Source organism: Streptomyces sp. NTD107 (assembly GCF_059510435.1).
Genome location: NZ_JCAJZV010000004.1, coordinates 125,363 through 151,297, shown reverse-complemented (window position 1 = coordinate 151,297; position 25,935 = coordinate 125,363). Strand labels below are relative to the sequence as shown.

The 25,935-nt window shown below is 72.2% G+C and carries 25 protein-coding genes and 1 pseudogene; 15 read left to right on the top strand and 11 right to left on the bottom strand.

Annotated elements, in window-relative coordinates; genetic code table 11:
* The first annotated feature begins 317 nt into the window (after positions 1–317).
* Positions 318–599, top strand: a complete 282-nt coding sequence (locus tag AC5WRL_RS10615; RefSeq protein WP_019433197.1) for an HU family DNA-binding protein — start codon at positions 318–320, stop codon at positions 597–599.
* A gap of 148 nt (positions 600–747) precedes the next feature.
* Here the strand turns inward: AC5WRL_RS10615 and murA are convergent, their stop codons facing one another.
* The gene (gene murA, locus AC5WRL_RS10610) at positions 748–2,070 is read right to left on the bottom strand and encodes a UDP-N-acetylglucosamine 1-carboxyvinyltransferase (RefSeq protein ID WP_496088149.1); all 1,323 of its coding nucleotides are present in this window, start codon (positions 2,068–2,070) and stop codon (positions 748–750) included.
* 120 nt (positions 2,071–2,190) lie between these two features.
* Here murA and AC5WRL_RS10605 point away from each other — a divergent pair, with 120 nt between their 5' ends.
* From AC5WRL_RS10605 to AC5WRL_RS10580, 6 genes are all read left to right on the top strand, one after another.
* Positions 2,191–2,748, top strand: coding sequence for a YqgE/AlgH family protein (locus AC5WRL_RS10605; protein WP_496088148.1), 558 nt, complete (start codon positions 2,191–2,193; stop codon positions 2,746–2,748).
* An 11-nt stretch (positions 2,749–2,759) separates the two neighbouring features.
* The gene (locus tag AC5WRL_RS10600; protein WP_496088147.1) at positions 2,760–3,068 is read left to right on the top strand and encodes a DUF3039 domain-containing protein; all 309 of its coding nucleotides are present in this window, start codon (positions 2,760–2,762) and stop codon (positions 3,066–3,068) included.
* A 29-nt stretch (positions 3,069–3,097) separates the two neighbouring features.
* A complete protein-coding gene (locus AC5WRL_RS10595) occupies positions 3,098–4,738 on the top strand; it encodes a beta-N-acetylhexosaminidase (RefSeq protein ID WP_496088146.1) in 1,641 nt (546 codons plus the stop codon).
* A 130-nt stretch (positions 4,739–4,868) separates the two neighbouring features.
* Positions 4,869–5,789 carry an FAD binding domain-containing protein gene (locus AC5WRL_RS10590; RefSeq protein ID WP_496088145.1) on the top strand — a complete coding sequence of 307 codons (921 nt, stop codon included), beginning with the start codon at positions 4,869–4,871 and terminating at the stop codon, positions 5,787–5,789.
* A 2,897-nt stretch (positions 5,790–8,686) separates the two neighbouring features.
* Complete coding sequence (locus tag AC5WRL_RS10585) at positions 8,687–9,517, top strand: (2Fe-2S)-binding protein (protein WP_496088144.1); 831 nt, start codon at positions 8,687–8,689, stop codon at positions 9,515–9,517.
* 4 nt (positions 9,518–9,521) lie between these two features.
* Entirely contained in the window at positions 9,522–11,879 is a 2,358-nt protein-coding gene (locus AC5WRL_RS10580; protein ID WP_496088143.1) for a xanthine dehydrogenase family protein molybdopterin-binding subunit, read from the top strand.
* A 71-nt stretch (positions 11,880–11,950) separates the two neighbouring features.
* Here the strand turns inward: AC5WRL_RS10580 and AC5WRL_RS10575 are convergent, their stop codons facing one another.
* Positions 11,951–12,778: a Rid family hydrolase gene (locus AC5WRL_RS10575; RefSeq protein WP_496088142.1), complete on the bottom strand. Its 828-nt coding sequence runs from the start codon at positions 12,776–12,778 to the stop codon at positions 11,951–11,953.
* Between the two features lie 73 nt (positions 12,779–12,851).
* Between AC5WRL_RS10575 and AC5WRL_RS10570 the strand changes: the two are divergent.
* A pseudogene (locus AC5WRL_RS10570) lies at positions 12,852–13,751 on the top strand (LysR family transcriptional regulator); the annotation flags it as partial.
* Between the two features lie 26 nt (positions 13,752–13,777).
* Here the strand turns inward: AC5WRL_RS10570 and AC5WRL_RS10565 are convergent.
* A complete protein-coding gene (locus AC5WRL_RS10565; protein WP_496088141.1) occupies positions 13,778–14,833 on the bottom strand; it encodes a hypothetical protein in 1,056 nt (351 codons plus the stop codon).
* A 180-nt stretch (positions 14,834–15,013) separates the two neighbouring features.
* Here AC5WRL_RS10565 and AC5WRL_RS10560 point away from each other — a divergent pair, with 180 nt between their 5' ends.
* Entirely contained in the window at positions 15,014–16,048 is a 1,035-nt protein-coding gene (locus AC5WRL_RS10560) for a phage baseplate protein (RefSeq protein ID WP_496088140.1), read from the top strand.
* 58 nt (positions 16,049–16,106) lie between these two features.
* Here the strand turns inward: AC5WRL_RS10560 and AC5WRL_RS10555 are convergent, their stop codons facing one another.
* Genes AC5WRL_RS10555 through AC5WRL_RS10545 form a run of 3 tightly spaced genes read right to left on the bottom strand, consistent with a single transcriptional unit; the run spans position 16,107 to position 17,088 of the window.
* On the bottom strand, positions 16,107–16,451 hold the full coding sequence (locus AC5WRL_RS10555) for a hypothetical protein (RefSeq protein ID WP_496088139.1): 345 nt from the start codon (positions 16,449–16,451) through the stop codon (positions 16,107–16,109).
* On the bottom strand, positions 16,448–16,681 hold the full coding sequence (locus tag AC5WRL_RS10550) for a hypothetical protein (protein WP_496088138.1): 234 nt from the start codon (positions 16,679–16,681) through the stop codon (positions 16,448–16,450). Before AC5WRL_RS10550 ends, AC5WRL_RS10555 begins: the two co-directional genes overlap by 4 nt.
* The gene (locus AC5WRL_RS10545) at positions 16,678–17,088 is read right to left on the bottom strand and encodes an ATP-binding protein (RefSeq protein ID WP_496088137.1); all 411 of its coding nucleotides are present in this window, start codon (positions 17,086–17,088) and stop codon (positions 16,678–16,680) included. Before AC5WRL_RS10545 ends, AC5WRL_RS10550 begins: the two co-directional genes overlap by 4 nt.
* A 173-nt stretch (positions 17,089–17,261) precedes the next feature.
* Here AC5WRL_RS10545 and AC5WRL_RS10540 point away from each other — a divergent pair, with 173 nt between their 5' ends.
* The 3 genes from AC5WRL_RS10540 to AC5WRL_RS10530 are packed head-to-tail and all read left to right on the top strand — an operon-like array spanning position 17,262 to position 18,616.
* On the top strand, positions 17,262–18,134 hold the full coding sequence (locus tag AC5WRL_RS10540; protein WP_496088136.1) for a helix-turn-helix domain-containing protein: 873 nt from the start codon (positions 17,262–17,264) through the stop codon (positions 18,132–18,134).
* Positions 18,134–18,370, top strand: coding sequence for a DUF397 domain-containing protein (locus tag AC5WRL_RS10535; protein ID WP_496088135.1), 237 nt, complete (start codon positions 18,134–18,136; stop codon positions 18,368–18,370). Before AC5WRL_RS10540 ends, AC5WRL_RS10535 begins: the two co-directional genes overlap by 1 nt.
* Before the next feature lie 6 nt (positions 18,371–18,376).
* A complete protein-coding gene (locus AC5WRL_RS10530; RefSeq protein WP_496088134.1) occupies positions 18,377–18,616 on the top strand; it encodes a DUF397 domain-containing protein in 240 nt (79 codons plus the stop codon).
* Between the two features lie 19 nt (positions 18,617–18,635).
* Here AC5WRL_RS10530 and AC5WRL_RS10525 read toward each other — a convergent pair whose 3' ends face one another.
* Positions 18,636–21,026, bottom strand: coding sequence for an ATP-binding cassette domain-containing protein (locus AC5WRL_RS10525; protein WP_496088133.1), 2,391 nt, complete (start codon positions 21,024–21,026; stop codon positions 18,636–18,638).
* The gene (locus AC5WRL_RS10520; protein WP_496088132.1) at positions 21,023–21,400 is read right to left on the bottom strand and encodes a VOC family protein; all 378 of its coding nucleotides are present in this window, start codon (positions 21,398–21,400) and stop codon (positions 21,023–21,025) included. Before AC5WRL_RS10520 ends, AC5WRL_RS10525 begins: the two co-directional genes overlap by 4 nt.
* 163 nt (positions 21,401–21,563) lie before the next feature.
* On the opposite strand from AC5WRL_RS10520, the gene AC5WRL_RS10515 reads away from it, so the two are divergent.
* The 3 genes from AC5WRL_RS10515 to AC5WRL_RS10505 all read left to right on the top strand — a co-directional run bounded on the left by AC5WRL_RS10515 (position 21,564) and on the right by AC5WRL_RS10505 (position 23,713).
* The gene (locus AC5WRL_RS10515) at positions 21,564–21,956 is read left to right on the top strand and encodes a helix-turn-helix transcriptional regulator (RefSeq protein WP_496088448.1); all 393 of its coding nucleotides are present in this window, start codon (positions 21,564–21,566) and stop codon (positions 21,954–21,956) included.
* Between the two features lie 10 nt (positions 21,957–21,966).
* The gene (locus AC5WRL_RS10510) at positions 21,967–22,389 is read left to right on the top strand and encodes a VOC family protein (RefSeq protein WP_496088131.1); all 423 of its coding nucleotides are present in this window, start codon (positions 21,967–21,969) and stop codon (positions 22,387–22,389) included.
* 106 nt (positions 22,390–22,495) lie between these two features.
* Positions 22,496–23,713: a glycosyltransferase gene (locus AC5WRL_RS10505; RefSeq protein WP_496088130.1), complete on the top strand. Its 1,218-nt coding sequence runs from the start codon at positions 22,496–22,498 to the stop codon at positions 23,711–23,713.
* 62 nt (positions 23,714–23,775) lie between these two features.
* Here AC5WRL_RS10505 and AC5WRL_RS10500 read toward each other — a convergent pair whose 3' ends face one another.
* The 3 genes from AC5WRL_RS10500 to AC5WRL_RS10490 all read right to left on the bottom strand — a co-directional run bounded on the left by AC5WRL_RS10500 (position 23,776) and on the right by AC5WRL_RS10490 (position 25,691).
* Positions 23,776–24,231 (bottom strand): peptidoglycan-binding domain-containing protein, encoded by a 456-nt coding sequence (locus AC5WRL_RS10500; RefSeq protein WP_496088129.1) that lies wholly within the window; start codon positions 24,229–24,231, stop codon positions 23,776–23,778.
* 257 nt (positions 24,232–24,488) lie between these two features.
* On the bottom strand, positions 24,489–25,199 hold the full coding sequence (locus AC5WRL_RS10495; protein WP_496088128.1) for a M23 family metallopeptidase: 711 nt from the start codon (positions 25,197–25,199) through the stop codon (positions 24,489–24,491).
* 78 nt (positions 25,200–25,277) lie between these two features.
* A complete protein-coding gene (locus tag AC5WRL_RS10490; protein ID WP_496088127.1) occupies positions 25,278–25,691 on the bottom strand; it encodes a peptidoglycan-binding domain-containing protein in 414 nt (137 codons plus the stop codon).
* Between the last annotated feature and the right edge of the window lie 244 nt (positions 25,692–25,935).

Sequence of the window (25,935 nt, the reverse complement as noted above, 5' to 3'; positions counted from 1 at the left end):
GCTCCGTACGGCTCAGTAAGGCTCCGTAAGGCTCCGTACGGTCCCGGCACCGGCCCGCCCCCGGCGAGTCGGTTGCCGGGGCCGACGGCGCCCCCCGTAGGGTGACCCGGAGGCTGAGCCCCGGGACGGACGCCAGGACTCTTCGTGTGACTTCGCGGGCGCCGGATTGGCCTTCACACCACTGGTGGGGGCAGGATGCGTATCCGGGCGCGAGGGTCACGAACGCTGACCCGGGTCCGGGAACTGTCCGAGGGTCCTGGCAGCATCGGCTTCGATCTCACGCCTCATCGGCAAGGAAGAACACGGGAGTACGAAATATGAACCGCAGTGAGCTGGTGGCCGCTCTGTCCGAGCGCGCCGAGGTGACCCGGAAGGACGCCGACGCGGTACTGGCGGCCTTCGCGGAGATCACCGGGGAGATCGTGTCCAAGGGGGACGAGAAGGTCACCATCCCCGGCTTCCTGACCTTCGAGCGGACCCACCGCGCGGCGCGCACCGCCCGCAACCCGCAGACCGGCGAGCCGATCCAGATCCCCGCCGGGTACAGCGTCAAGGTCTCCGCGGGCTCCAAGCTGAAGGAAGCCGCCAAGGGCAAGTGACGCTCTGAGCGCAGGCTCTGGGCAGTTGCGGCACCACAAGCAGTCGCAGTGAACGAATGAGGGTGGCCCCCAGCCAGGGGGCCACCCTCTTCGTTCACCGTGTACGCGATGTGTCGTACGTCCTACAACCGGATGACAGTTGCGTACGTCACGCGGGGCGCTCGACCTTCGCGCCCAGGTCCTCCAGTTTTCTGATGAAGTTCTCATAGCCGCGGTTGATCAGGTCGATGCCGTGCACCCGCGAAGTGCCCTGCGCCGCCAGCGCCGCGATCAGATACGAGAACCCGCCCCGCAGATCCGGGATCACCAGATCCGCGCCCTGGAGCGTGGTCGGCCCCGACACCACCGCCGAGTGCAGGAAGTTGCGCTGCCCGAACCGGCAGGCCGAACCGCCCAGGCACTCGCGGTACAGCTGGATGTGCGCGCCCATCTGGTTCAGCGCGCTGGTGAAGCCCAGCCGCGACTCGTACACCGTCTCGTGCACGATCGACAGGCCCGACGCCTGGGTGAGCGCCACCACCAGCGGCTGCTGCCAGTCGGTCTGGAAACCGGGGTGGACGTCCGTCTCCAGGGCGATCGCGTTCAGCGGGCCGCCCGGGTGCCAGAAGCGGATCCCCTCGTCCTCGATCTCGAAGGCGCCGCCGACCTTCCGGTAGACGTTCAGGAACGTCATCATCTCCCGCTGGGCGGCCCCGCGTACGTACACGCTGCCCTTGGTCGCCAGCGCCGCGCTCGCCCACGAGGCGGTCTCCAGGCGGTCCGGGAGGGCGCGGTGGGTGTAACCCTCAAGACGGTCCACGCCGGTGATGCGGATGGTGCGGTCCGTGTCCATGGAGATCATCGCGCCCATCTTCTGGAGCACGCAGATGAGGTCCTCGATCTCCGGTTCCACGGCCGCGTTGGAGAGTTCCGTCACACCCTCGGCCAGCACGGCGGTCAGCAGCACCTGTTCGGTGGAGCCGACGGACGGGTACGGCAGCCGGATCTTGCAGCCGCGCAGCCCGCGCGGCGCCTCCAGGTACTGGCCGTCCGCCCGCTTGTCGATGGTGGCGCCGAACTTGCGCAGCACGTCGAAGTGGAAGTCGACCGGCCGGCCGCCGATGTCGCAGCCCCCCAGGCCCGGGATGAACGCGTGCCCCAGGCGGTGCAGCAGCGGGCCGCACAGCAGGATCGGGATGCGGGAGGAGCCGGCGTGCGCGTCGATGTCGGCGACATTGGCGCGTTCGACCCGCGACGGGTCCATGAACAGCTCGCCCGGCTCCTCGCCGGTGCGCACGGTCACCCCGTGCAGCTGCAACAGCCCGCGTACAACACGGACATCACGGATATCGGGGACATTGCGCAGCCGGGACGGACTGCTGCCGAGCAGCGCCGCCACCATCGCCTTCGGCACGAGGTTCTTCGCCCCCCGCACCTTGATCTCGCCCTCGATCGGGGTGCCGCCATGGACAATCAGGACGTCGTCAGTCATGGAACTCGCGATCTCCAAGAGGGCCGGGGGGAATCGAGCGGAGGTAATCGAAATGGTAATGCTCCACACGGTCCGCACCCGGCACTCCCCACCGCCCCCGGGATGGGGAATCATGTCCTCATGACCGAGGTGTCCTCGCTCACCGGACGGCTGCTGGTGGCCACCCCCGCGCTGTCCGATCCCAACTTCGAGCGCTCCGTGGTGCTCATGCTCGACCACGACGACGACGGCGCGCTCGGGGTCGTCCTCAACCGCCCCACCCCGGTCGGCGTCTCCGAGGTCCTGGAAGCCTGGGCCGAGCTGGCCGGCGACCCCGGCGTCGTCTTCCAGGGCGGCCCGGTCGCCCTGGACGCCGCCCTCGCCCTCGCCGTCGTCCCCGGCGCCGGGCCGCTGGGCTGGCGCCGCGTCCACGGCTCCATCGGCCTGGTCGACCTGGAGGCCCCGCCCCAGGTGCTCGCCGCCGAGGTCGGCTCGCTGCGGGTCTTCGCCGGCTACGCCGGATGGGGCCCCGGCCAGCTGGAGGCCGAGCTGGAGGAGGGCGCCTGGTACGTGGTCGACTCCGAGCCCGGCGATGTGTCCGCCCCGCACCCCGAGGGGCTGTGGCGCGCGGTGCTGCGCCGGCAGCGCGGCAGACTGGCGCTGCTCGCCACTTACCCGGATGACCCCTCGCTCAATTAGGCTTGGTGCTCATGAGCACCCTTGAGCCCGAGCAGCAGCCCGAGCGGGGGGCAGGCACCGGCACCCTGGTCGAGCCCGTCCCGCAGACCTCGCACGGCGATGGCGACCATGAGCGCTTCGCCCACTATGTCCAGAAGGACAAGATCATGGCGAGCGCGCTGGACGGCACGCCCGTCGTGGCGCTGTGCGGCAAGGTGTGGGTGCCGGGCCGGGACCCGAAGAAGTACCCCGTCTGCCCCATGTGCAAGGAGATCTACGAGTCCATGGGCGCCTTCGGTGGCAAGGGCGGCAAGGACGGCAAGGGCGGCGGCAAGAAGTAGCCGGCCGCCGTGGCGGGCACGATCCTGCCATGACGACGACTGTTGACCTTGCCGAGCGTGCCGACCCTGCCGACCTGATACCGGCCCCGACCGCGTACCGACCCGGCCGGGGCGCCGGTGTGACCCTCGGGCCGGGGGTCGTGCTCGACGCCGCCCCCGGTACGGAGCCCACCGCCCGCTGGCTGCGGGCCGCCCTGGGGGCGGACGGGAGCGGCACCGGGTCCCCCGTACGCCTGACCCTGACCCTGGACGAGAGGCCGGCCGGCGGCCCCGAGGCGTACCGGCTGACCGTTGACAGCACCGGGGTGCTCATCGCGGGCGGCGGCCCCGCCGGGGTCTTCTGGGGCGCGCAGACCCTGCGCCAGCTGGCCGGCCCGGAGGCGTACCGTCGCGCCCCGCTCACCGGGAGTGAGTGGCGGCTGCCCGCCGTCACCATCGAGGACGCCCCGCGCTTCGGCTGGCGCGGCTTCCTGCTGGACACCGCCCGCCACTTCCAGCCCAAGGACGCGGTGCTGCGCCAGCTGGACCTGCTCGCCGCCCACAAGCTCAATGTGCTCCATCTGCATCTCACCGATGACCAGGGCTGGCGGATCGAGATCACCCGCTACCCGAAACTGACCGCCACCGGGGCATGGCGGCCCCGCTCGCGGTACGGGCACCGCGACTCGCCGCTGTGGGACGAACGCCCGCACGGCGGCCACTACACCCAGGCCGACCTGCGGGAGATCGTCGCCTACGCGGCGGAACGGCACATCACCGTCGTCCCCGAGATCGAACTGCCCGGACACTCGCAGGCCGCCATCGCCGCCTACCCCTGGCTGGGCAACGACGGCAACGGCGACCCCGGCGTGTGGACCGACTGGGGCATCAGCCCCCACGTGCTGGCCCCCACCGACGAGGTGCTGCGGTTCTACGAGAACGTGCTCGCCGAAGTCCTGGAGATCTTCCCCTCCCGCTTCATCCACATCGGCGGCGACGAATGCCCCAAGGAGCAGTGGCGCACCTCCCAGGTCGCCCAGGAACGGATCGCCCGCGAAGGGCTCGGGGACGAGGACGGCCTCCAGTCGTGGTTCATCCGGCACTTCGACCGCTGGCTGACGGCACGCGGGCGGCGGCTCATCGGCTGGGACGAGATCCTGGAGGGCGGGCTCGCACCGGGCGCCGCCGTCTCCTCCTGGCGCGGCTACGCGGGCGGCATCGCGGCGGCCGAGGCGGGACACGATGTGGTGATGTGCCCCGAGCAGTTCGTCTACCTCGACCACCGGCAGGCCGCGGGCGAGGACGAGCCGATGCCGGTGGGGTGGGTGCGTACGCTGCGCGACGTGTACGAGTTCGAGCCGGTGCCGCCCGCGCTGGCCGGCCGGGACGCCGCCCGGCATGTCATCGGCGCCCAGGCCAACTTGTGGACCGAACTCATCGACGACCAGGCACGCGCCGACTACCAGACGTACCCGCGGCTGTGCGCGTTCGCCGAAGTGGCGTGGAGCGCGCCGGAGCGGCGCGCGTGGCCGGACTTCGAACGGCGCATGAACGGATCGCACTACGCGCGACTCGACGCGCTGGGCGTCGGATACCGGCCGCCCGCCGGCCCGCACCCCTGGCAGCGGCGGCCGATGCCCGCCGGGCTAACCGGACAACTCGGGCGCCCCGTCGACGGCGAGCCGGGCTGAGTCGTTAACGGGCGTGACGCGCATCCGGAATGAGGGTGACCCCGGCACCGGTGGAGCGGAAAAATGTGCCAGAGTTGCCTCGCATACCGTACGGCTGGGCAGCCGGGACAGCCGGAAAGGGGCAGCTGGATTGAGCACGCACGCACCTCAGGCTTCGCAGGCACCCGGAGCGTCCTCGCCGAAGACCGCTCAGCTCGTCGCGCTGCCCGCCACCCTGGACGACGCCGTGGCCGCGCTGGTCGCCACCCCCGCCGCCGTACCGGTCGCGGGCGGCACCGACTTGATGGCCGGCGTCAACTCCGGACTGCTGCGGCCCGCCGCCCTCGTCAGCCTGGGCCGGCTCGGCGAACTGCGCGGCTGGGAGTACCAGGACGGGCACGCGCTGCTCGGCGCCTGCCTCACCCACGCCCGGATGAGCCGGCCCGACTTCGCCGCCCTCATCCCGGCCCTGGCGGCGGCGTCCCGCTCGGCGGGCCCGCCGCAGGTGCGCAACGCCGGGACGCTGGGCGGCAACATCATCACGGCGGCGGCATCCGGCGACACCCTGCCGGTGCTCGCCGCGCTGGAAGCCACCTTGCTGGTGGCCGGCCCCGAGGGGCAGGGCCGGCAGATCCCCGTCAGCAACCTGCTGGCCGGCATGGACCAACTCCGCCCCGCCGAACTCCTCGCCCACGTACGGGTACCCCTGCTGCACGCCCCCCAGACCTTCCTGAAGGCGACCGCGCGCAGCGGCCCGGGGCGGGCGCTGGCATCCGTGGCGGTGGTGCTCGACCCGATACGGCGCGAGGTGCGGTGCGCGGTGGGCGGCGTCGCGCCGATGCCGCTGCGTCCGCTGGACGCCGAGCGGTGGGTGGCGTCGCTGGTGGACTGGGACGGCGAACACGGGCGGGCGCTGGCGCCGGAGGCGCTGGCGGCGTTCGGTGACTACGTGGGCCTGGCCTGCGTCCCCGATCCGCAGCCGGGGGAGGCGCAACTGCCGGCTGCTGTGCTGCATGTGAGGCGTACCGTGGCGACACTGGCCCGCCGTGGACTCGGAAGGGCGCTGCGATGAGCGACGATCAGCGGGGGGCGCGGCCACAAGACGGCTGGGCCGCGGGGGAGTACGGCGGCGACTACGACGCGGACGCAACGGCGTTCGTGCAGTTGCCGCCCCAGCCGGCACCGGGCGCGGACCCGCTGGCGGTGACGGGCGGCGGCACCCCGGTCACCGACCCGGGCGCGACGGGCGCCTGGTCGCTGCCGTTTGCGCAGCAGGGGCAGCAGGGGCAGCAGGGGCAGCAGGGGCAGGGTGAACTCCCCGAATCCGGCCCGTGGACGGCGCCCCAACCCACGTCCTGGCCAGGCACCGGCACCGGCACCGGCACGGGGACTGGAGCCGGCCCGGCGGCAGGAACAGCCCGCTGGCCCGCGACCGCGGAACCTCCCACCCCCAGCCACCCCACGGGAACCACCCCCCGCGACGGCTGGCAACACCAGCCAACCACCGAACGCCCCGCCCCCGCCCCCTCTCCCTGGCCCGGCACGGGGGCCAACCACGGTCACGTTCCACCAAGCGCGGACAACCCGGCCGCTGACGGCCATGGGCAGCGCGGCGGCTGGTCCGACGCGTCGACGGGGGCGCAGGGCGGATCGCATCCGGTGGGCACGGGCGCTTCGGTGACGGACGGTGGGGCCGCGCACGCGGCCTGGCCCGACGCGACCGGGGCGGTGCACGTCGGCGATGCCGGGAACGGTGTTCCCGCCCAGGCTGCTGAGCGGAGCGGGCACGGTCCGCAGCCGGGCTGGCCGGACGCGCCCCTCCCGGCGGGTGCGGGTGCGGGCACAGGCGCTTCGGCGACGGACGGTGGGTCCGCCCACGCGGCCTGGCCCGACGCGGTCGGCCACCCGGCACCCGGCAGCGCGGACGGTCATGACACGCACTCGGCCCACGCCGGTGCTCACGGTCCGCAGGCCGGCTGGCCCGCCGCCGGGCCCGGCGCCGGCTGGCAGCAGACCGAGCGCCCTGTCGCCGCCGGCGCCGGGGAAACGGCCCCCGTCGGCGACAGCCGTGACGGTTGGCCAGGCGTCCCGCAGCACGGCGGATCCGACCCGGTCGGTGGGCAGGGCGGCAACGGCGTGACCGCGCGGGTTCTCGGTCCCGGGCAGCCGGGAACGGACTCCGGCGCGTGGCCGGTAGTGGACCTCGCGGGCGGGCCGACGCCAGGAGCCCCTTCAGCTGAAACGGTTGCCTTCCCGCAGCAGGGGGGGTCCGTGACCCCGGCCCAGCAGCCGTTCGCGGCGCACGGGGGCGACAGCGCACAGTCCGCTCCGGCCGCGCCCGTTGGTCCCGGAACGTCGGGCGTCACCCTGTCCGGTGCCCACGTCGTGCTGAGCGGCCCGGGCACCCCACCGTCTTCCCCACCCTCGTCCCACCACGCCCCCGGACCGACTGGCGGCGCTGACACGACCGTTGCCCAAGCCTCCGGGACGGCTCAACCGAGCGATACGGGCACGGGCACCGTCCCCGGTGCCCCCGGCCCCGTTGGCCATGCTGGTCCGGTCGGCGCCGACGCCGGCGGGCCGAACGGTGCCGCGGGTTTTGGCGTTGCCGGATCGGCCGGCGCCGCGGGTGTCGCCGTCACTGGGCCTGGGCCTGGGCCCGTCGACCATGCCGAAGGCGCGGGCCCGGGTGCGGCTTTCGGCGCCGGGCCGAGTGGAGGCACGGGTTCAGGCGGCACGATCGAACCTGGCGGCTTCGCGACCGCCGCCGGCTTTGCTGCGGGCGCGGCTACGGGTACCGGGCCAACTGGTGCCGCAGGTTCCGGTCATTCCGGTTCCACCGGCGCGGTCGGGCCGGCCGCTTCGGCTGCCGCCGGTCCCGCTGACGCCGGCGTGAGTTCAGGCGTCGCTGGGTCGAGCGGTGCCGCGGATAACGTCGTTTCCAGCCCCGCCGGGTCGGCCGTCGCCGGACCTGCTGACCCGGCCCCGGGCACGGGTACGGTCCCCGGCGGCTCCGGCTTCGCCGCTGATGCGGGTTCGGCCGGCCCTGGTGTGAGTACGGCGTTCGGCGTCGCGCCGGATGCTGGTGCGGGTTCTGGCGTTTCCGGTTCCGTCGGCTCGGTCGGCTCGGTCGCGTCGGCCGGCTTCCCGCCTCCCGTTGGCCCTGCCGGTGCTGCTGGCGCGGGTGTGGGTGAGGGCGGCCCTGGCTTCGCCGCTGGTGCCGGTTCGGCCGGCCCTGGCGCGAGTACGGCGTTCGACGTCGCGCCGGATGCTGGTGCGGGTTCTGGCGTTTCCGGCTCGGTTGGCTCGGTCGCCTCGGCGGGTTTCGCACCTCCCGTTGGCCCTGCCGGTGCTGCTGGCGCAGGTGTGGGTGAGGGCGGCTCCGGCTTCGCCGCTGGTGCCGGTTCGGCCGGCCCTGGTGCGAGTACGGCGTTCGGCGTCGCGCCGGATGCTGGTGCGGGTTCCGGCGTTTCGGGGTCGGACGGTTCGGTTGGCTCTGCCGGCCTGGCCGGTGCCGTTGGTCCGGGTGCGGCTTTCGGCATGGGGCCGGACCGTGACGCGGGTTCGGGCGATTCCGGCGCCGCCGGTTCGGCTGGTTTCGCCGTTGCCGACTCTGCCGGCCCTGTTGGTTCTGCTCTCACCGGTTCGGCTGGTCCTGGTCCTGGTTCTGGTCCGGGTGCGGCCTTCGGCGTCGGGCCGAATGGTGATGCGGCTCCCGGCCATTCCGGCTCCGCCGGGTTGGTCGCCTCGGACGGTTTCGCCGCTGCCGCCGGGCCCGCGGGTACGAGTGCGATTGCGCCTTCGGCTTCCGGGGCCGGTGAATCGGCCGGGTCAGCCGGTTACGGCGGTCCGGTCGCCGGTTCCGGTGCGGCTGCGGTTGAGGCTTTCGGTGTCGCGGCTTCGGGCGACTCCGGCGCCTCCCTCTCCGGTGCGGCCGAAGCCGACGTCAATGGCTCCGGCTCCGGTTCCGTGACGTCCGGCCCGGCCGGTGTCTCCGCTGACGTCGCCGCCCCCGGTGCCCCCGCCGCCCCCGCCGAGGGCCACCTCCCCCCCGGCTTCCCCGCCGCCGAAGGCGGCCCCGTGCAGCGCCCCGCCGGGTTCGGCGGCAGCGGAAGCGGTGACGAGTCCGGGTCGTGGGTGATTCCGTCCGACGTCTCCGACCCCGCTCACCCGCACGGCGCCGGAGGCGGCGACGCCGCCTCCGCGCCGCCCCCGCCGCCCGTCAGCGACAGCGAGCACCCCGAGGTCTCCTACGTCCTGCGCGTCAACGGCATCGACCGCGCCGTCTCCAGCGCCTGGATCGGTGAGTCCCTTCTCTATGTCCTGCGCGAACGCCTCGGCCTCGCCGGCGCCAAGGACGGCTGCTCGCAGGGCGAGTGCGGCGCCTGCTCCGTCCAGGTCGACGGCCGGCTCGTCGCCGCCTGCCTCGTACCGGCCGCCACCGCCGCCGGCTGCGAGATCCGTACCGTCGAGGGGCTCGGCACCGAGCAGGAGCCGTCCGACGTCCAACGCGCCCTCGCCGCCTGCGCGGTCCAGTGCGGCTTCTGCCTGCCCGGCATGGCCATGACCGTGCACGACCTTCTCGAAGGCAACCACGCGCCCAGCGAGCTCCAGACCCGCCAGGCCCTGTGCGGCAATCTGTGCCGCTGCTCCGGCTACAGCGGCGTCCTGGACGCCGTCCGTACCGTGATCGACGAGCGCGCCGACCGCGCCGAGCGGGCCGCCGCCCGGCCACCCGTCACCGCCGCCGAGCCGCCCCGCATTCCGCAGCAAGCCGGACCGCCCGAGGGAGACGCCTGAGCCGATGAGCGAGCAGCCCATCGACGGCATCACCGCCGTCACCGTCGCCGGCGGCGAGTCCGCGCCGGTGCCCGCCGAGGGGGCCGCCCCGTTCGGCCTCGGCGCGTCCGTACCGCCCACCGACGCCGCCGCCAAGACCACCGGCGTCTTCCCGTACACCGCCGACCTGTGGGCGGAGGGCCTGCTGTGGGCGGCCGTGCTGCGCGCCCCGCACCCGCGAGCCCGGATCCGTGGCATCGACACGGCCGAGGCCGCCGCGCTCCCCGGGGTGCGCGCCGTCGTCACGCACCTCGATGTCAAGGGCACCCCGCCGGGTGACCGGCCACCGCTCGCCTCCGACGAGGTGCGCTACCACGGCGAGCCGGTGGCCGCCGTAGCCGCCGATCATCCGGAGACGGCCCGGCTGGCCGCCGCCGCGATCGCCGTCGAGTACGAGGTGCTGCCGCCGGTCACCGACCCCGAGAAGGTGTTCGAGGCCGAACCCCTCCACCCGGACGGCAACATCATCCGGCACATCCCGCTGCGCCACGGCGACCCGAACATGAACGGCGAGATCGTCGTCGAGGGCGTCTACCGCGTCGGCCGCCAGGACCCGGCCCCGATAGGAGCCGAGGCCGGCCTCGCCGTACCGCGCCCCGACGGCGGCGTCGAGGTGTACACCGGCACCACCGACCCGCACGGCGACCGCGACCGGCTCGCCGCCTGCCTGGGCCTGGAGCCGGAGCAGGTGAAGATCTATGTGACCGGCGTCCCGGGCGCGTTCGGCGACCGCGAGGACCTGGGCTTCGAGCTGCCGCTCGCGCTGCTCGCCATCCGCACCGCATCCCCCGTGAAGCTGGCGGCGACCCGCGAGGAGTCGTTCCTGGGCCATCCGCACCGCCACCCCACCATGCTGCGCTACTGGCACCACGCCGACCGCGAGGGCAAGTTGGTGAAGGTGGAGGCGCAACTGCTGATGGACGCGGGCGCGTACGCGGACGGTTCGGCCGAAGCGCTGGCCGCCGCAGTGTCGTTCGCGGCCGGCCCGTACCTCGTACCGAACGCCGTCGTCGACGGCTGGGCGGTCCGTACGAACAACCCCCCCTCCGGCCATCTGCGCGGCGAGGGCGCCATGCAGGTGTGCGCCGCGTACGAGGGGCAGATGGACAAGCTGGCGGCCCGGCTCGGCCTGGATCCGGCCGAGGTGCGGGCCCGCAATGTGATGAGTACGGGCGACCCGCTGCCCACCGGCCAGGCCGTCACCTGCCCGGCGCCGGTCGGCGAACTGCTGCGCGCCGTACGGGAGACCCCGCTCCCGCCGCCGCCCGACGAGGACTGGGTGCTGCCCGGAGGCCCGGACGGCGCGGCCGACCCGGCGGCGGTGCGGCGTGGCGTGGGGTACGCGCTGGGCATGGTGCACATGCTCGGCGCGGAGGGCGCCGACGAGGTGTCCACGGCCACCGTCAAGGTGGAGGGTTCGGTGGCCACCGTGCTGTGCGCGGCGGTGGAGACCGGGCAGGGGTTCGCGACGCTGGCCCGGCAGATCGTGCAGGAGGTGCTGGGGGTCGAGGAGGTGTACGTCGCACCGGTCGACACCGACCAGCCGCCGGCCGGTCCCGGCCTGCGCGGCCGGAACACCTGGGTGTCGGGCGGGGCGGTGGAGCGGGCGGCGAAGATGGTCCGTACGCAGCTGCTCCAGCCGCTGGCCGCGACGTTCGGGATGTCTGCCGAACTGCTCACCATCGAGGGCGGCAAGATCACCTCGTACGACGGGGTGTTGAGCACGACGGTGGCCGAGGCGCTGGAGGGCAAGGAACTGTGGGCGACGGCGCAATGCCGCCCGCATCCCACCGAGCCGCTGAACGCCGCCGGTCAGGGTGACGCGTTCGTGGGTCTGGCGTTCGCGGCGGTACGGGCCGTGGTGGACGTGGACGTGGAGCTGGGTTCGGTGCGGGTGGTGGAGATGGCCATCGCGCAGGACGTGGGCCGGGTACTGAACCCGGCGCAGCTGCGGGCCCGGATCGAGGCCGGGGTGACGCAGGGCGTGGGGACGGCCCTGATGGAGCATCTGCGGGTGGCGCGTGGGGTGGTGCGGCGCCCGGACTTCGCGGACTACGCGCTGCCGACCGCGCTGGATGTGCCGGATATCCGGATCGTGAAGCTGCTGGAGGAGCGGGACGTCGTCGCGCCGTTCGGCGCGAAGGCGGCGGGCGCGGCGCCGGTGGTGGTGTCCCCGGCGGCGGTGGCGGCTGCGGTACGGGCGGCGACCGGCCGGCCGGTGAACCGGCTGCCGATCCGCCCGCAGTCGGCGGTGGTCACGCCGGGCCCGGTGGGCGTGGTACCCGGTCCGGCGGGTGCGGCTCCCGGTGGTGTGGTGGTGTAGCACCGTGCGGCTCGTGCAGGCCGGCAGCGCCGCCGCAGGCTTGCGGCGGTCAGCGAGCCGTCACCGAGCCGTCAGCGAGCGGTCGGCGGTGGCGGGGTCTGCGCCCGGCTGAACTCGTTGCTCCGTTCCACTTTCGCCACGTGAAGCGTGTAGCTCTGGTACCACTGGGCTCGCCCGCGCTGTTGCGCCGCGCGGTGCTCGGCGTTGGTCTGCCACTCCCGGAGGGCGTCCGCGTCGCGGAAGTAGCTGACGGTGATGCCCAGTCCGCCCGGGGTCTGGGCGTGGTCCATCCCCAGGTACCCGGGGATGTCCTTCACCAGGTCTTCCAGGTGTGCGCTGGTCTCGCCGTAGCCGCTCTGGTCCTGGGCGCGCACCGTGGTGAAGACGGCCGCGTAGTAGGGGGGTTCATGGGCCGCGACGGGCAGGACGGACCCCACCGGCGCGACCGGCGCGACCGGCGCGACCGGCGCGACCGGGGCGACCGGCGTGACCGGCTCGACCGGTGCGGCGGGCATGGCACGCCGCCGCGCGGACACCTCTATCTCGATCTTCATCCGCGGGTCGGCGAGACCGCACACGAGCATCGTGGCGGCCGGCCGGACGGCCCCGAAACAGCCGCGCAGGACCGGCCGGCAGCGTTCGAAGTCCGTACGGTCGGGCAGCAGATAGCGCACTCGCACCACGTCCGCGAAGGTGCACCCCGCCTCGGCCAGTACCGCCTCGATGGTGCGCAGGCACTGCCCGGCCTGTTCCACCACATCGTCGGAGATCGTCATGGTGGCGTAGTCGAACCCGGTCGTCCCGGACACCTCCACCCGGTCGCCGTCGACCACGGCCCGGGCGTAGCCGATCTGCTCCTCGAAGGCCGAGCCGCCGAGGATCGCGCGTCGCTCTGTCATGCGCCGAACGCTAAGGGGAGCAGCACCGATACGTCGAAGACCGTCGCGCGCATCGTCTGATATCTCTGGGCGTATGGAGCGCCCCGAACTCCCGCTGCCGCAGCTGCACGCGTTCGTCGTGCTCGCGGAGGAACTGCACTTCGGCCACGCCGCCGCCCGGCTGGGCATCGCCCAGCCGCCGCTGAGCCAGCAGATCCGCCGCCTGGAGGACAGGGTCGGTCACCCGCTGTTCGCCCGGGCCCCGGGGCGGGTCACCCTGACCCCGGCCGGCAGCGCGCTGCTGCCCGCCGCCCGGCGGGCACTCGCCGACCTCGCGGACGGCCTGGCAGCGGCCCGGGCCGTGGGCAGTGGCCGGGCGGGCCGGCTGCGGATCGGCTTCGCCGCCTCGCTCGCTCTGACGGTCCTGCCGGGCCTGCTGCGCGATTTCCGTCAGCGACACCCCGGTGTCCAGCTGGACATCCACGAGATGACCACCGCTCCGCAGCTCGCCGCCCTGCGTGACAAGACCATCGACATCGGTCTGCTGCGCGAACCACCCGACGCTGATCCGGAGCTGGGCTTCCGTACGGTACTCAGCGAGCCGTTCCTGGCCGTACTGCCGTCCGGCCATCCGCTGGCCGGTCAACGGACGGTCCGGCTCGCCCAGTTGGCGGACTCGCCCTTCGTGCTGCTGCCCCGCTCGGCCGGCCCGACACTGTACGACCAGATCATCAGGGTGTGCACCGCGCAGGGGTTCACGCCGGAGGTGGTCCAGCACGCGGTGGAGTGGCAAACCGTGTGTGCCCTGGTGGAGACCGGACTTGGCGTCTCCCTGGCCCCGGCGAGCGTCCGGCGCGTCCGCCTCAAAGGCGTGGCCTTCCGCGGCATCGACCCCGGCACCGCCCGGACCCGGGTGGCCGTCGCCTGGCGCAAGAACGATCAGAATCCCCTGGTCACCCGCCTGCTGGCGACCATCAGCGACGACCCACCCGGCCCGGGCCCGGGCCGGCGGGCGCGCGGTCAGCGGCAGCCGCGGCGCCAGGCGTCGAGCAGGCGGCCCGTGGAGCCGCCGATCGGGCCGACAGCGTCGGCGAGCGTCGCGGCGTCCGGCAGTCGGGCCCCGTCGATGGCGGCCACCGCCTCGCCCGGGTCGCCGATGGTGGACGAGCACACCGCCAGCAGATAGTCCGGCACCGTGAGCGCCGGGTCCGTACAGCCGACCAGCGGCGTACCGACCGCCGCCACCAGCGGGAACACCGTTCCCGGGATTCCGATCGCCGCCTCGGCCCGCGCGGACGCGATCACCGAGGGGTCCGTGGCGATCTCGTAGTCGCTCCACAGGGCGCGGTCCTCGCGCGGATGCAGGCCGACCAGGATCCGTTTCCCGGCGGCGGCCAGCTTCCCGGCCGCCGCGAGCAGCAGTGCGGTGCCGGGCGCGGAACTGCCCGTACCGTCCGGGTGCGTGACGCTGGTCAGCACCAGCACCAGGTGCTGTTCCGGTACGCGGCGGGGCAGATCGTCGGTCTGCGGCGAGCCGACGATCCGGGGCTTGAGCGCCGAGCCCCGGGTACCGAGGTGGTGGGTGAAGGCACGTCCCTCGGCGGCGGACGAGGAGGTGACGCCGCGCAGCCACGGCCGGATCTCCTTGGCGCGTGGCGCCTCGACGGGCTGGTGGTACGCCAGTGAACTGGCCAGCACGGGCAGCGGGCCCGGTCGGCGGCGCCGGAGATGGGCCACGCAGTCGGCGGGCCAGTCGCCGGCGCCGGTGACGACGAGCAGGTCGGCGCGCGGTGCGTCGGCGAGGGTGGCGACGGGCACCGGGTCGCCATCGGCGATCTGCGTGTAGTCGGGCACCAGTTGGGTCAGTCGCCAGCCGCGCCGCCCGGCCTCGGCCAGCAGCGGTTTGACGTGGTACGTACCCCAAGGCTCGTTCGTCGCGATCAGCACCCGGGCGCCGCCCGTCGAAGTGCCCGCCGAACCGCCGGTGGCGCCGGCCGGCCCGGCGCCGAGCACCAGCGCCGCGCCCCCGGCGAGGGCTCCACCCAGTACGGCCCGCCGCGAAAGTGAGGTGTCCATGGCCGGCAACCTAAGCACAGCCGATGACGAGGGGATGAAGTGCCTGGAAACAGCGTCAAGCAGGCACCGGCCGGCCCTCGCCCGATGAACTCCCCATGATCGAGTAAAAGTTCGAGCAGGGTCATGAATCCGAGTGCTAGGTTTGCAATCGGAATCAGTTGTCGATCGAGAGGTGGCGACATGATCGATCCTATGGAGAGCGCGGCCAAACCGGCCCGCAGCCGCAGAAGTCTGCTCACCGGCGGCGTCAAACTGGCGGCAGGGGCGGCGCTGCTCGCCGGCGGCTCACTGCTCACGGCAGGCCCCGCCATTGCGGATGTGACCAACTCGCCGAAGTTCCGGCTGTCGGGCGCCGGCGGCAATCCGGTCTGGCGCCGGACGCTCCACCAGCCCTACTGGGCCATGCAGTCGTTCGCGTACGACAGCGTCAACAGCCACATCTACTTCGCCCAGCACAAGGTGGGCAGCAAGACCGGCGACCTGTGGCTGAGCAAGACCGACCTGTCCGGCACCGTACTCAACCGCATGGCCCTGCACGGGTTCGGCCACGGGTCGTCCATGGGCGTGGAGGCCGCCGGGGTGGGCATCGCGCCCTACATATGGATCGAAAGCCACTCCGTCAACGACGCGGGCACCCGGATCGCCCGCTTCCGCTGGTCGGACGGCGGAACCCTGGAAACCACGTCCCTCACCATCGCCAACCGCACCCCCCAGGTCACCAGCTTCGCCCACAGCCCCCGCCCGGCGATCGACCCGCACTACGGCCGGGTGCTCTACCGCTACCACTCTGGCTCCGGTGCGCGCCCCTGGCGGATCGCCCTGTTCTCCCTCTCCGACGCCGTGGCCGGGCGGCTGACCAACGGCTACCGCATCATCGAGCGGGCGATCCCCACCAACCAGGAACTGGGCCTGACCGACAAGGACTACTTCCAGGGGATCACGGCCTGCGGTCGTTACGCGTACCTCCTCTTCGGCGGCCCCGGCGGCCCCTCCTACCTGGTCACGCTCGACATGAACGCCACCGGGTCGAGCTACGTCGAGAAGTTCCGCACCGGCGCCGGCCAGTCGCTCCCGGGCCGGGAGGGCCAGGGCATCGCCATCTGGCGGGTGAACGGGGCGCCCCGGCTCGCCTTCGGCTACTCCTCGAAGATCACCTCGACCAACCCGGACTCCTTCGAGTCGAGCATCTTCTACAAGAGCGAGTTCAACGCCTGACCGAGGGACGTCACCCGCGCCCGGCATCCCACGGGGGGATGCCGGGACACCTCACGCCTCACCGCACCACGGCCGCAGCGGCGGCGGCGATGGCCCAGGCGCCCGCGCAGACGCAGCCGAGCGCGACGAGGGCGAGCAGTACCCGTAACTCCTTGCCGCCGCCGCTGCCGCTCTCCCGGGCCGGGGGCTCGGGGTAACTCTCCACCCACCGGATCAGCCACCCGGAACACTCCTGGCAGCAGAAGAACGGCGCGTGCCGCGCCCCGTACACCACCGGCCCCATCCAGATCACCGGCACATCGTCCCGGCGGCACATCACGCACCACCCCCGCTCCCACCACCCGGCGAGCGCCCCCGTCCTGGCGAACAGCAGCGGCGGCGGCGACTCCTCCGCCGGACTCACCGCGCCCGCCGCCTCGGCGTCGGCGTGTAGAGCCGGGTGACCTCGATGGTCGCCTGCTTGCCGAGCACGTACGCGTTGCCGTCCTCGAACACCAGCCCCTTCCGGAACGGATGCAACTCCCGTACGTCCCGCACCCGGTGCGGAATGCCGCCGACCGCGATCACATCCCCGGGCCGCACCTCCGAACCGACCACCACCTCGGTACGGATCCACGCGCCGTCGAAACTCATGCCGCCCCCCTCTCCTGCCGCAGCGTGAAGATCGTCGACTTCCCGTCGCAGGTCCGCTCGGTGCGCCAGTCGGCGGCGAGCAGTTCCAGCAGTTCGAGCCCGCGCCCCGACTCGTCCAGCCCACCGGCTTCCCGCCGGACGGGCAACAGGCGGCTGCGGTCCTGCACTTCCACCTGCACGCTGCCGCCGATGGGGGAGTGGCACAGCACGTCGAACTCCCCGCCGCCGTTCCCGTTGGCGTGCAGCACCGCGTTCGTCGCCAGCTCGGAGATCAGCAGTTCGACGGCGAAGGCATCCAACCCCGGCGTGTCCGCATAGGCCCGCACCACTATCCGCCGCGCCCGCCCCACGGACGCGGCCTCACAGGGATACCGCCCCACCGCTAGTACGAACCCACGCTCATGCATCACCAGTTCCTTCCGCTCGAACAGGACTGCGTTCCGTGCGTCAGCATCCTGTGTCACGTGACATCCGAAGAGCAAGGGGGCGGCCGAATCGCCCCTCGAAAGAGTTAAGTTCGCCTGGTCCGGACCCTGCGCCGAACACCGGGGATACGCTGGCCGAACCTGATGGGAGGCCCATGTCTGTCGACATCAACACCAACACGATCTTCGCCATGCGCGATGTGGGTGACGAACTTCGGCGCTACCGCGAGAAGACCCCGCTCCGTCAGGAGGACGTGGCGCAGAAGATCGGCGTCTCACGCTGGGTCGTAGGCAAGATCGAACGGGGCCAGGCGTTCCCGACCGCACGGCAACTCCCCATCATGCTCAAGCTGTACGGAGTCCCCACCGAGGAACGGGCCGCCATCCGCGCCAAAATCGACCACGGCAGGTCATACGGCCGCGCCTGGTGGCAAGCGGAACGCTTCCGCGCGCTCTACAGCGGTGATTCCTTCCGCTACTTCCACCTGGAGGACGCGGCGGAGCGACTGGCTCACCACTCCGGGACCTACATCCCCGGCCTGTTGCAGACCCGCGAGTACATCGAGGCGATCGCGGAGTTCGGGCAGAAGCACCAGAGCACCGACACCCGGGAGACGTTTGTCGAGGCCCGGCTACGGAGGCAGGCGGTCCTTTCTCGGCGCAACCCGGTTGTCCTTGACGCCGTGTGCCTGGAGACAGCCGTACGTGCGATGGTCGGCGGGCGCGAGGTGATGCTTGGACAACTCCAGAGCCTGATCGAGTCCATGCGGCGGCCGAACGTGACCCTACGCGTGGTTCCCTTCTCGGCAGGTGCTCCTAGCATCAGAAGTCAGGCACTCACCGTGCTTGACTTCCCGGGCGCGGAGAACAGGGGTGTTGTGTCTCAGGAACGGTCGACCGGCGAGACTCTCCACGATGATCCGGCCGAGGTCAGGAGTGCCCGTCGAAAGATCGCGGACTTGAAGGCGCACGCCCTGAGCCCTCAGGACACGCTCCGCTTCCTCGACAAGATCCAGAAAGAGCTGTGATGACCCACCAGAAAGCTGACCTGTACGCCGCACCGCTCGATGGCCCGTGGCTGAAGTCGTCGATGAGCAATGGCAGCGGCGATGACTGCGTTCAGCTGATGCCGATACCCGGCGGCGTGGCCCTGGGCGACTCCAAGCGCCCGGACCTGTCGCCCCTGCGCTACACCCCGGCGGAGCTGCACGCGTTCCTCCACGCGGCGAAGGCCGGAGAGTTCGACCACCTGTTGGAGGACTGAGCCGTCATGGGTAACGAGAAGGCGGAACTGTACGCGGCCCCCCTCGATGGCCTGTGGGTGAAGTCCTCCCTCAGCGCCGGCAACGGGAACGCCTGCGTGCAGATCATGCCGATAGCGGGTGGCGGTGTGGCCCTTCGGGACTCCAAGCGCCCCGACCTGCCGCCCCTGCGCTACACCCCGGCGGAGCTGCACGCGTTCCTCCACGCGGCGAAGGCCGGCGAGTTCGACCACCTGTTGGAGGACTGATCGCCGGTCACCGGGCCGGTCAGCTGCCGCCGACGTAGGTGGCCAGGTGTTCGGCGGTGAGGGTGGAGTGGGCCGCGATCAGGGTGGCCGGGGTGCCTTCGAAGACGATCCGGCCGCCGTCGTGGCCCGCGCCGGGGCCCAGGTCGATGATCCAGTCGGCGTGGGCCATCACCGCCTGGTGGTGCTCGACGACGATCACCGACTTGCCGGAGTCCACCAGCCGGTCGAGCAGCCCGAGCAACTGCCGTACATCGGCCAGGTGCAGGCCGGCGGTCGGTTCGTCCAGGACGTACACGCCGCCCTTCTCCCCCATGTGGGTGGCCAGCTTGAGCCGTTGCCGTTCGCCGCCCGACAGGGTGGTGAGCGGCTGGCCCAGGCTGAGATAGCCGAGCCCCACATCGGCCAGCCGGTCCAGCACGCGGCGCGCCGCCGGGGTCGGCGCCGGGCCGTCCGTACCGAAGAACTCCCGTGCCTCGGTCACCGGCATCGCCAGCACCTCGCTGATGTCCCGCCCACCGAGGTGGTATTCGAGCACCGCCGCCTGGAACCGCTTCCCCTCGCACTCCTCGCACGTGGTGGCCACCCCCGACATCATCGCCAGATCGGTGTAGATGACCCCGGCGCCGTTGCAGTGGGGGCAGGCGCCCTCCGAATTGGCGCTGAACAGCGCCGGCTTCACGCCGTTGGCCTTGGCGAACGCCTTGCGGATCGGCTCCAGCAGCCCGGTGTACGTGGCCGGGTTGCTGCGCCGTGAGCCACGGATCGCCTCCTGGCCGATGGACACCACGCCCTCCCGGGCCGGGATCGAGCCGTGCACCAGCGAGCTCTTTCCGGAGCCGGCCACGCCGGTGACGACCGTCAGCACCCCGAGGGGGATGTCGACGTTCACGTTCCGCAGGTTGTGGGCCGTCGCGTTCCGGATCGCGAGGTGACCGGTCGGCGTGCGTACCGTGTCCTTCACCTTCGCCCGGTCGTCCAGGTGGCGGCCGGTGACCGTGTCGGAGGCCCGCAGCCCGGCCACGTCGCCCTCGTAACAGATCTCGCCGCCCGCCGTACCCGCGCCCGGACCCAGGTCCACCACATGGTCGGCGATCGCGATCGTCTCCGGCTTGTGTTCCACCACCAGCAGCGTGTTGCCCTTGTCGCGCAGCCGCAGCAGCAGGCCGTTCATGCGCTGGATGTCGTGCGGGTGCAGCCCGGTGGTCGGCTCGTCGAAGACGTACGTCACATCGGTGAGGGACGAGCCGAGCTGGCGGATCATCTTCACCCGCTGCGCCTCGCCGCCCGACAGGGTGGCCGAGGACCGGTCCAGCGACAGATACCCGAGCCCGATCTCGACGAACGAGTCGAGCGTGTGCCGCAGCGCGTCCAACAGCGGCGCCACCGACGGTTCGCGCAGGCCGCCGACCCATTGGGCCAGGTCGCTGATCTGCATCGCGCACGCGTCGGCGATGCTGACCCCGCCGATCTTCGACGACCGGGCCGCCGCGCTCAGCCGGGTGCCCTCGCACTCGGGGCAGGCCGTGAAGGTCACCGCCCGGTCCACGAACTCCCGGATGTGCGGCTGCATCGCCTCCCGGTCCTTGGCCAGCATCGACTTCTGCACCCGGGGGATCAGCCCCTCGTACGTCATGTTGATGCCCTCGATCTTCATCCGCGTCGGCTCGCGGTGAAGAAAATCGTGCAGTTCGGTCTTCGTGTACGCGCGGATCGGCTTGTCCGGGTCGTAGAAGCCGGACGAGGAGTACAGCCGGTAGTTCCAGCCGCCCGGTTTGTACCCGGGCACGGTCAGCGCGCCCTCGTTGAGCGACTTGTCCGCGTCGTACAGCTGCGTGAGATCGATGTCGGAGACGGTGCCCCGGCCCTCGCAGCGCGGGCACATCCCGCCCGTACGGGAGAAGGTCGCCTTCACCGCCTTCTGATGGCTGCCGCGTTCGACGGTGATCGCCCCGCTCGCCCGCACCGAGGGGACGTTGAAGGCGTACGCGCCGGGCGGCCCGATGTGCGGGTGGCCGAGCCGGCTGAACAGGATTCGCAGCATCGCGTTGGCGTCGGTCGCGGTACCCACCGTCGAACGCGGGTCGGTCCCCAGCCGCCGCTGGTCCACGATGATCGCGGTCGTCAGCCCCTCCAGCACATCGACCTCGGGCCGCGCCAGCGTGGGCATGAAGCCCTGTACGAACGCGCTGTACGTCTCATTGATCAGCCGCTGCGACTCGGCGGCGATCGTGTCGAACACCAGCGAACTCTTGCCCGACCCCGACACCCCGGTGAACACCGTCAGCCGCCGCTTGGGCAACTCGACGCTGACGTCCCGCAGATTGTTCTCCCGCGCGCCGTGCACCCGGATCAGGTCATGGACATCGGCGGCGTGCGACGGCCGGCCCCCGGTCCCGTCCGCCGCCGTCATGCCGTGGGGTCCTGGAGCAGGCCCAGCACGTTGCCGTCCAGATCGGTGACGGTCGCCACCAGCCGGCCGCCGCCGACATCGCGCACCGGCTCGTGGACGGTGGCGCCGGCGGCGGTCACCTCGGCGAGCTTCGCCGCGATGTCCGGCACATGCCAGTACGCGACCGGCGAGGTCATCGCCTGCGGCCCGCCGGCCGGCACCAGACCGATCTGCTGGCCGGCCGTCTCGAAACCGACGTAGTAGGGGGTGTCGGACTGCGGGCGCACGCCCAGCAGCGCGGCGTACACCTCCTTCGCCGCCGCCAGGTCGGAGACGGGGTGCAGCACGGTCTTGATGCCCTGGGTGGCTGCGGTCGGGTCGGTCGGGTCGGACATGATCACTCCTGACGTGCGGTATTGCCTGGTCAGCCTCAGCCTCAGCCACGCTAGCCGGGGCCCGCAGCCGCCGCTTCTCCATTCCTGATCGCTCTGGGACACTGGACGGGTGAGACGGCCCGACCTCGACGACCTCGTCCGGCTGCGGCAGGCCCGCGACCGGATGGACCGCGACTACGCCGAGCCGCTGGACGTCCCGGCGCTGGCGCGCGGCGCGCTCATGTCGGCGGGCCACTTCTCCCGCAGCTTCCGGGCGGCGTTCGGCGAGACCCCGTACAGCTATCTCATGACCCGCCGCATCGAGCGGGCCAAGGCGCTGCTGCGGCGCGGCGATCTGTCGGTGACCGAGGTGTGCATGGCGGTCGGCTGTACGTCGCTGGGGTCCTTCAGTACCCGCTTCACGGAGCTGGTCGGCGAGAGCCCCAGCGCGTACCGGGCCCGTGGCCACGCCGACGGGGCCGCCATCCCGGCCTGCATGGCCAAGATCCACACGCGTCCGCGATCCGCCCGGCGACCGGTCAGGAACGGAGAAGCGGACCCCGCCCCCCGCCCGTAGCGTGGCGGGCATGGACATCAAGATCTCGCAGTGCTTCATCGCCGTCGACGACCACGACACGGCGATCCCCTTCTACCGCGACGCCCTCGGCCTTGAGGTACGCAACGACGTCGGCTTCGAGGGCATGCGCTGGGTGACGGTCGGCCCGCCGTCCCAGCCGGACGTCAGCATCGTCCTGGAGCCGCCGCTCGCCGACCCGAACGCCTCCGCCGAGGACCGGCAGACCATGGCCGAACTGATGGCCAAGGGCCTGCTGCGCGGCGTGATCTTCGCTACGGACGACTGCGACGCCACCTTCGAGCGGATCCGGGCGGCCGGCGCGGGCGGCGAAGTGCTCCAGGAACCGATGGACCAGCCGTACGGGGTGCGGGACTGCGCCTTCCGTGACCCGTCCGGCAACCTGCTGCGCTTCAACCAGCCCCTGGAGAAGTGAACGCCTGAGCCGAACGGGTGAGCCGGGGCCGGTTTCCGGTGGGTGGTGGGGGAGGGGCGGGGTAGTCCTGGACGCGCCGCCCCGCCCCCTTTCCGGAAGGAACCTCATGCGCGTCCTGTGCACCGCCATGGCCTCGCCCTCGCACGGCCGGGCCCTGCTCCCGCTGGCCCGCGCACTGGCCGGGGCCGGCCACGAGGTCACCGTCCTCACGACAGAGGCGGTGGCACCGGTCTTCGCCGCCGACCGGGTCGCGGTACGGGCCGTGCTGCCGCCGCTTCCGCAACTGGGCGGGGCCGCGCTCCTCGACCCGGCGCTGGACATGTCCTCGCCGGACCACCCGTTCACGGCGCTGCTGCTCGGCGCGTACGGGGCGGAGGTGTTCGGCCTGCTGCGCGCGGCGGCGGCGGAGGTACGGCCCGAGTTCGTCGTACGGGACGGCATGGACTTCGGCGCGGTCCTGCTCGCCGAGGAACGCGGCGTGCCGCAACTGCCGTTCCCCAGCGGCTTCCTCAACCTGGTGGACCCGGTGGCGCTGCTGCCCGCGCTCAACGCGCTGCGCTGCGCGGCGGGGCTGCCGGCGCTGGACGATCCGGCGAGCCTGTACCCGTACGGGCGGTTCGACTACATGCCGCAGGCGTACGGGTTCGCGCGCGTGCCGAGCCCGGTGCTCGCTTACCGGCAGACGACGGCGGTCGAACGGAGCGGCGAACTGCCGCCCTGGGCCGGCCGGCTGCCGGGCGATCGGCCGCTGGTCTTCGCCGCGCTGGGAACGGTCCTGCCGACGTTCGGCGAGGCTGGGCGGAACGTGCCACTGTCCCCGGAAGCGACGGACCCGGCGACGACGTTGCGCACCGTCGTCGCCGGGCTGTCACTGCTGGACGTCACGGCCGTCGTGGCCACCGGCGGCATCCGCGTGGATGATGCCGAACCCGGCCCGAACGTCCACCTCACCGACCGGCTTCCGCAGCCGCTGCTGCTGGAGTGCGCCGATCTGTTCGTCACTCACGGCGGGTACAACAGCATCCGGGAGGCGGTGCGCACCGCCACCCCGATGGCGGTCATCCCCAACTTCGGTGACCAGCCCCACAATGCCCGCCGGGTCGCGGACCTCGGCCTGGGCCGTCACCTCACCGGTGAGCCGGCGCCGAGCCCGGACTCGCTGGCCGACGCCTGCCAGCTCCTCCTGGACGACCGCGCCACGGCGGCCCGGCTGCGCGCCGCCAGGCTCGCCATGCTCGCGCTCCCCGACTTCGACCGGTCCCCGGCCGACATGGCAGATATCACGACGGGCCGCCACCTCGTTCCCCCGCGCGTGCCCGTGTGATCAGTGCCCGGCGGCGTGCCCCGTGCGGGATGTGCCGCCTACTGACGTTGCCTATAGGCAGATCAGAGGTTGGGAGTAGCGTTGGCAAACCGCTTGAATGCGGCCTGAGTCCCCGGTCCGGGGTCTCCGTCGATCGGACCCGTGTAGCCGTAGTGCGCCTTCAGCATGCGCTGTAGCGCGCTGACGGTCCCGACGCCGGGGATTCCATCGATCGGCCCGGTGTACTTCCAGTCCGCCTTGAGACCCTTCTGCATGGCCTTCCAGCTGTTGGGGCCCAGCAGCCCGTCGATCGAGTCCTTGTAATCCAGGTACTTTGCCAGCCAACGCTGCACGTTCTTGGCCTGTGCAGTGCTCAGGCCGAAGTTGTATACCGCGAGCGGGGCGACGGCCTCCGCGCTCACGGCCGGGTTGTCGGCGGACGAGGCCACCGCCGTACCGGCGGTCACCAGGCTGCCGGCGCCCACCCCGAAGATGGCGGTCGCGGCGATGAGTGTCTTCGCTACGATCTTCGATCGCATCCTTTGGTTCCCCTATGGTCGCGAGGGGCAGCAACCAGCGCGGCTCGCGGCAGTGTTCCCCCTCTTGAATGAACGCGCACCGAGGCAACCTTGGTCATAGGTTCTGACCCCCCAGCCTCGACGCACGGACGGAAGCCGCTCCCCAGCGAGTTCCGCCGCCGACAACAGTGGTGGTTGTGAACGGCCTTGAACAGTCGAACTTCGGACAACTACGACTGAAGGCAATCAGCCACCCACACATGTCCAGAAGTGTTCGATCAGTGTTCTACTGGCGGAATCGGATGCGCCTCCACCACCGCGCCCTCGCCCGGTACGGCCCGCTCCCGTACCCGCGACTGCCGGGCCCGCCGCGAGGGCCACTCACGGAACCGGTCGAACGCCATCGGCACCCCCCGCGCGGCGGACGGGTCCGCGCGGTCCATGGCCTGCATATGGACGTGCGGCTGGGTGGAGTTGCCGGAGTTGCCGCAGTCCGCGAGGTGCTGGCCCGTGGTGACCTCGTCCCCGGGTGACACCCGGATCGAACCGGCCCGGAAGTGCGCCAGCGCGACGAAGACGTCGCCGCGCGCCAGCCGCAGGATCACATGGTTGCCGGCCACCGCGTCCATCCCGCGCCGTACCCGGGCGGCCTGGCCCAGCGCGTACGGCACCAGCGCCGGCTGCGAGCGGCGCGCCGCGTGGTCGGGTTCGCCGTCGTGCACGGCGACGACCGTGCCGCTCGCCGGGGCGAGGATCGGCAGGCCGAAGCCGTGGAAGAGGGCGGGTGGTTCGGTGGCGAGGAACGTCCGCCAGCTGCGGGACGCGGCCGTACGGTGGCGGTCGTCCACCGCCGTGAAGTCGATGGCGTAGCGCCCGCCGAACAGGTCCGTGCCATGGCTGGGCACCCGCCGGGCCGGGCTGTTCTCGGTCAGCCACCGCCCGGCGAACGGCAGCGACACCACCACCGGTTGAGCCCGCTCCACTGCCATGGCGCCCAGCCTAGAACCCCCAACGCCGAGCGGCGCGCCCCACCGGGGCGCGCCGCTCTCACTGTGCGATGGGCGGGTTCAGCAGCCCACGGTCCGGACGAATGCCTGGAAGGCCTGCCGGTCACGGGCGCCGTAAATGCCGTCGACCGTGCCTCCGAGGAACCCTTCCGCGATCAGCATGCGTTGCAGCCCGGGCACCATGGAACCGAACAACCCGTCGATCGGGCCTCGGTATCCCCAGTGGTCCGTCAGGTACCGCTGGAACGCTCGCCAGAGCCCGCTTCCGCCGATACCGAATGAATCAGTGCGATAGCCCTGCTCCTCCAGCCAGCACCTCAGCATGCTGAGTTCAGCCGACGACAAGCCCGGTTCGACCACCACGGCCGTCGGTGAGACAACCGCCTCCCCGCCCGCCGTCGCCTGCTGGGCGACCGCCGGTCCCGCGGCGGCCGGCCCCCCGGCGCCGATGGCGAGCGCGGCGGTCGCGCTCACCAGTAGCCGCGCCACTTTCCTTGTTCTCATGGTGCGTTTCCCTCCCCTTGTGTTCAGGGGGCGGTACGGTGACGCACGTCATGTCGATGGTCTGTCGACGGCCCCCTGCCCGGCGCGCTTCGTACCGCGCACGGTACGGCCACTGTCCCGCCACCCCGGCCACCGCGAACAGGCGCAGTCCGGTCAAAAGTGCGACCGGCGGCCTAAGACGCATCGGGTATGGGCCCACGACCGGCGGGTCTCT

Bases quoted from the DNA above. Each gene is read 5' to 3' on its own strand.
- AC5WRL_RS10615 (WP_019433197.1), top strand. From the start codon at position 318: ATGAACCGCAGTGAGCTGGTGGCCGCTCTGTCCGAGCGCGCCGAGGTG.
- murA (WP_496088149.1), bottom strand. From the start codon at position 2,070: ATGACTGACGACGTCCTGATTGTCCATGGCGGCACCCCGATCGAGGGC.
- AC5WRL_RS10605 (WP_496088148.1), top strand. From the start codon at position 2,191: ATGACCGAGGTGTCCTCGCTCACCGGACGGCTGCTGGTGGCCACCCCC.
- AC5WRL_RS10600 (WP_496088147.1), top strand. From the start codon at position 2,760: ATGAGCACCCTTGAGCCCGAGCAGCAGCCCGAGCGGGGGGCAGGCACC.
- AC5WRL_RS10595 (WP_496088146.1), top strand. From the start codon at position 3,098: ATGACGACGACTGTTGACCTTGCCGAGCGTGCCGACCCTGCCGACCTG.
- AC5WRL_RS10580 (WP_496088143.1), top strand. From the start codon at position 9,522: ATGAGCGAGCAGCCCATCGACGGCATCACCGCCGTCACCGTCGCCGGC.
- AC5WRL_RS10575 (WP_496088142.1), bottom strand. From the start codon at position 12,778: ATGACAGAGCGACGCGCGATCCTCGGCGGCTCGGCCTTCGAGGAGCAG.
- AC5WRL_RS10565 (WP_496088141.1), bottom strand. From the start codon at position 14,833: ATGGACACCTCACTTTCGCGGCGGGCCGTACTGGGTGGAGCCCTCGCC.
- AC5WRL_RS10560 (WP_496088140.1), top strand. From the start codon at position 15,014: ATGATCGATCCTATGGAGAGCGCGGCCAAACCGGCCCGCAGCCGCAGA.
- AC5WRL_RS10550 (WP_496088138.1), bottom strand. From the start codon at position 16,681: ATGAGTTTCGACGGCGCGTGGATCCGTACCGAGGTGGTGGTCGGTTCG.
- AC5WRL_RS10545 (WP_496088137.1), bottom strand. From the start codon at position 17,088: ATGCATGAGCGTGGGTTCGTACTAGCGGTGGGGCGGTATCCCTGTGAG.
- AC5WRL_RS10540 (WP_496088136.1), top strand. From the start codon at position 17,262: ATGTCTGTCGACATCAACACCAACACGATCTTCGCCATGCGCGATGTG.
- AC5WRL_RS10535 (WP_496088135.1), top strand. From the start codon at position 18,134: ATGACCCACCAGAAAGCTGACCTGTACGCCGCACCGCTCGATGGCCCG.
- AC5WRL_RS10530 (WP_496088134.1), top strand. From the start codon at position 18,377: ATGGGTAACGAGAAGGCGGAACTGTACGCGGCCCCCCTCGATGGCCTG.
- AC5WRL_RS10525 (WP_496088133.1), bottom strand. From the start codon at position 21,026: ATGACGGCGGCGGACGGGACCGGGGGCCGGCCGTCGCACGCCGCCGAT.
- AC5WRL_RS10520 (WP_496088132.1), bottom strand. From the start codon at position 21,400: ATGTCCGACCCGACCGACCCGACCGCAGCCACCCAGGGCATCAAGACC.
- AC5WRL_RS10515 (WP_496088448.1), top strand. From the start codon at position 21,564: ATGGACCGCGACTACGCCGAGCCGCTGGACGTCCCGGCGCTGGCGCGC.
- AC5WRL_RS10510 (WP_496088131.1), top strand. From the start codon at position 21,967: ATGGACATCAAGATCTCGCAGTGCTTCATCGCCGTCGACGACCACGAC.
- AC5WRL_RS10505 (WP_496088130.1), top strand. From the start codon at position 22,496: ATGCGCGTCCTGTGCACCGCCATGGCCTCGCCCTCGCACGGCCGGGCC.
- AC5WRL_RS10500 (WP_496088129.1), bottom strand. From the start codon at position 24,231: ATGCGATCGAAGATCGTAGCGAAGACACTCATCGCCGCGACCGCCATC.
- AC5WRL_RS10495 (WP_496088128.1), bottom strand. From the start codon at position 25,199: ATGGCAGTGGAGCGGGCTCAACCGGTGGTGGTGTCGCTGCCGTTCGCC.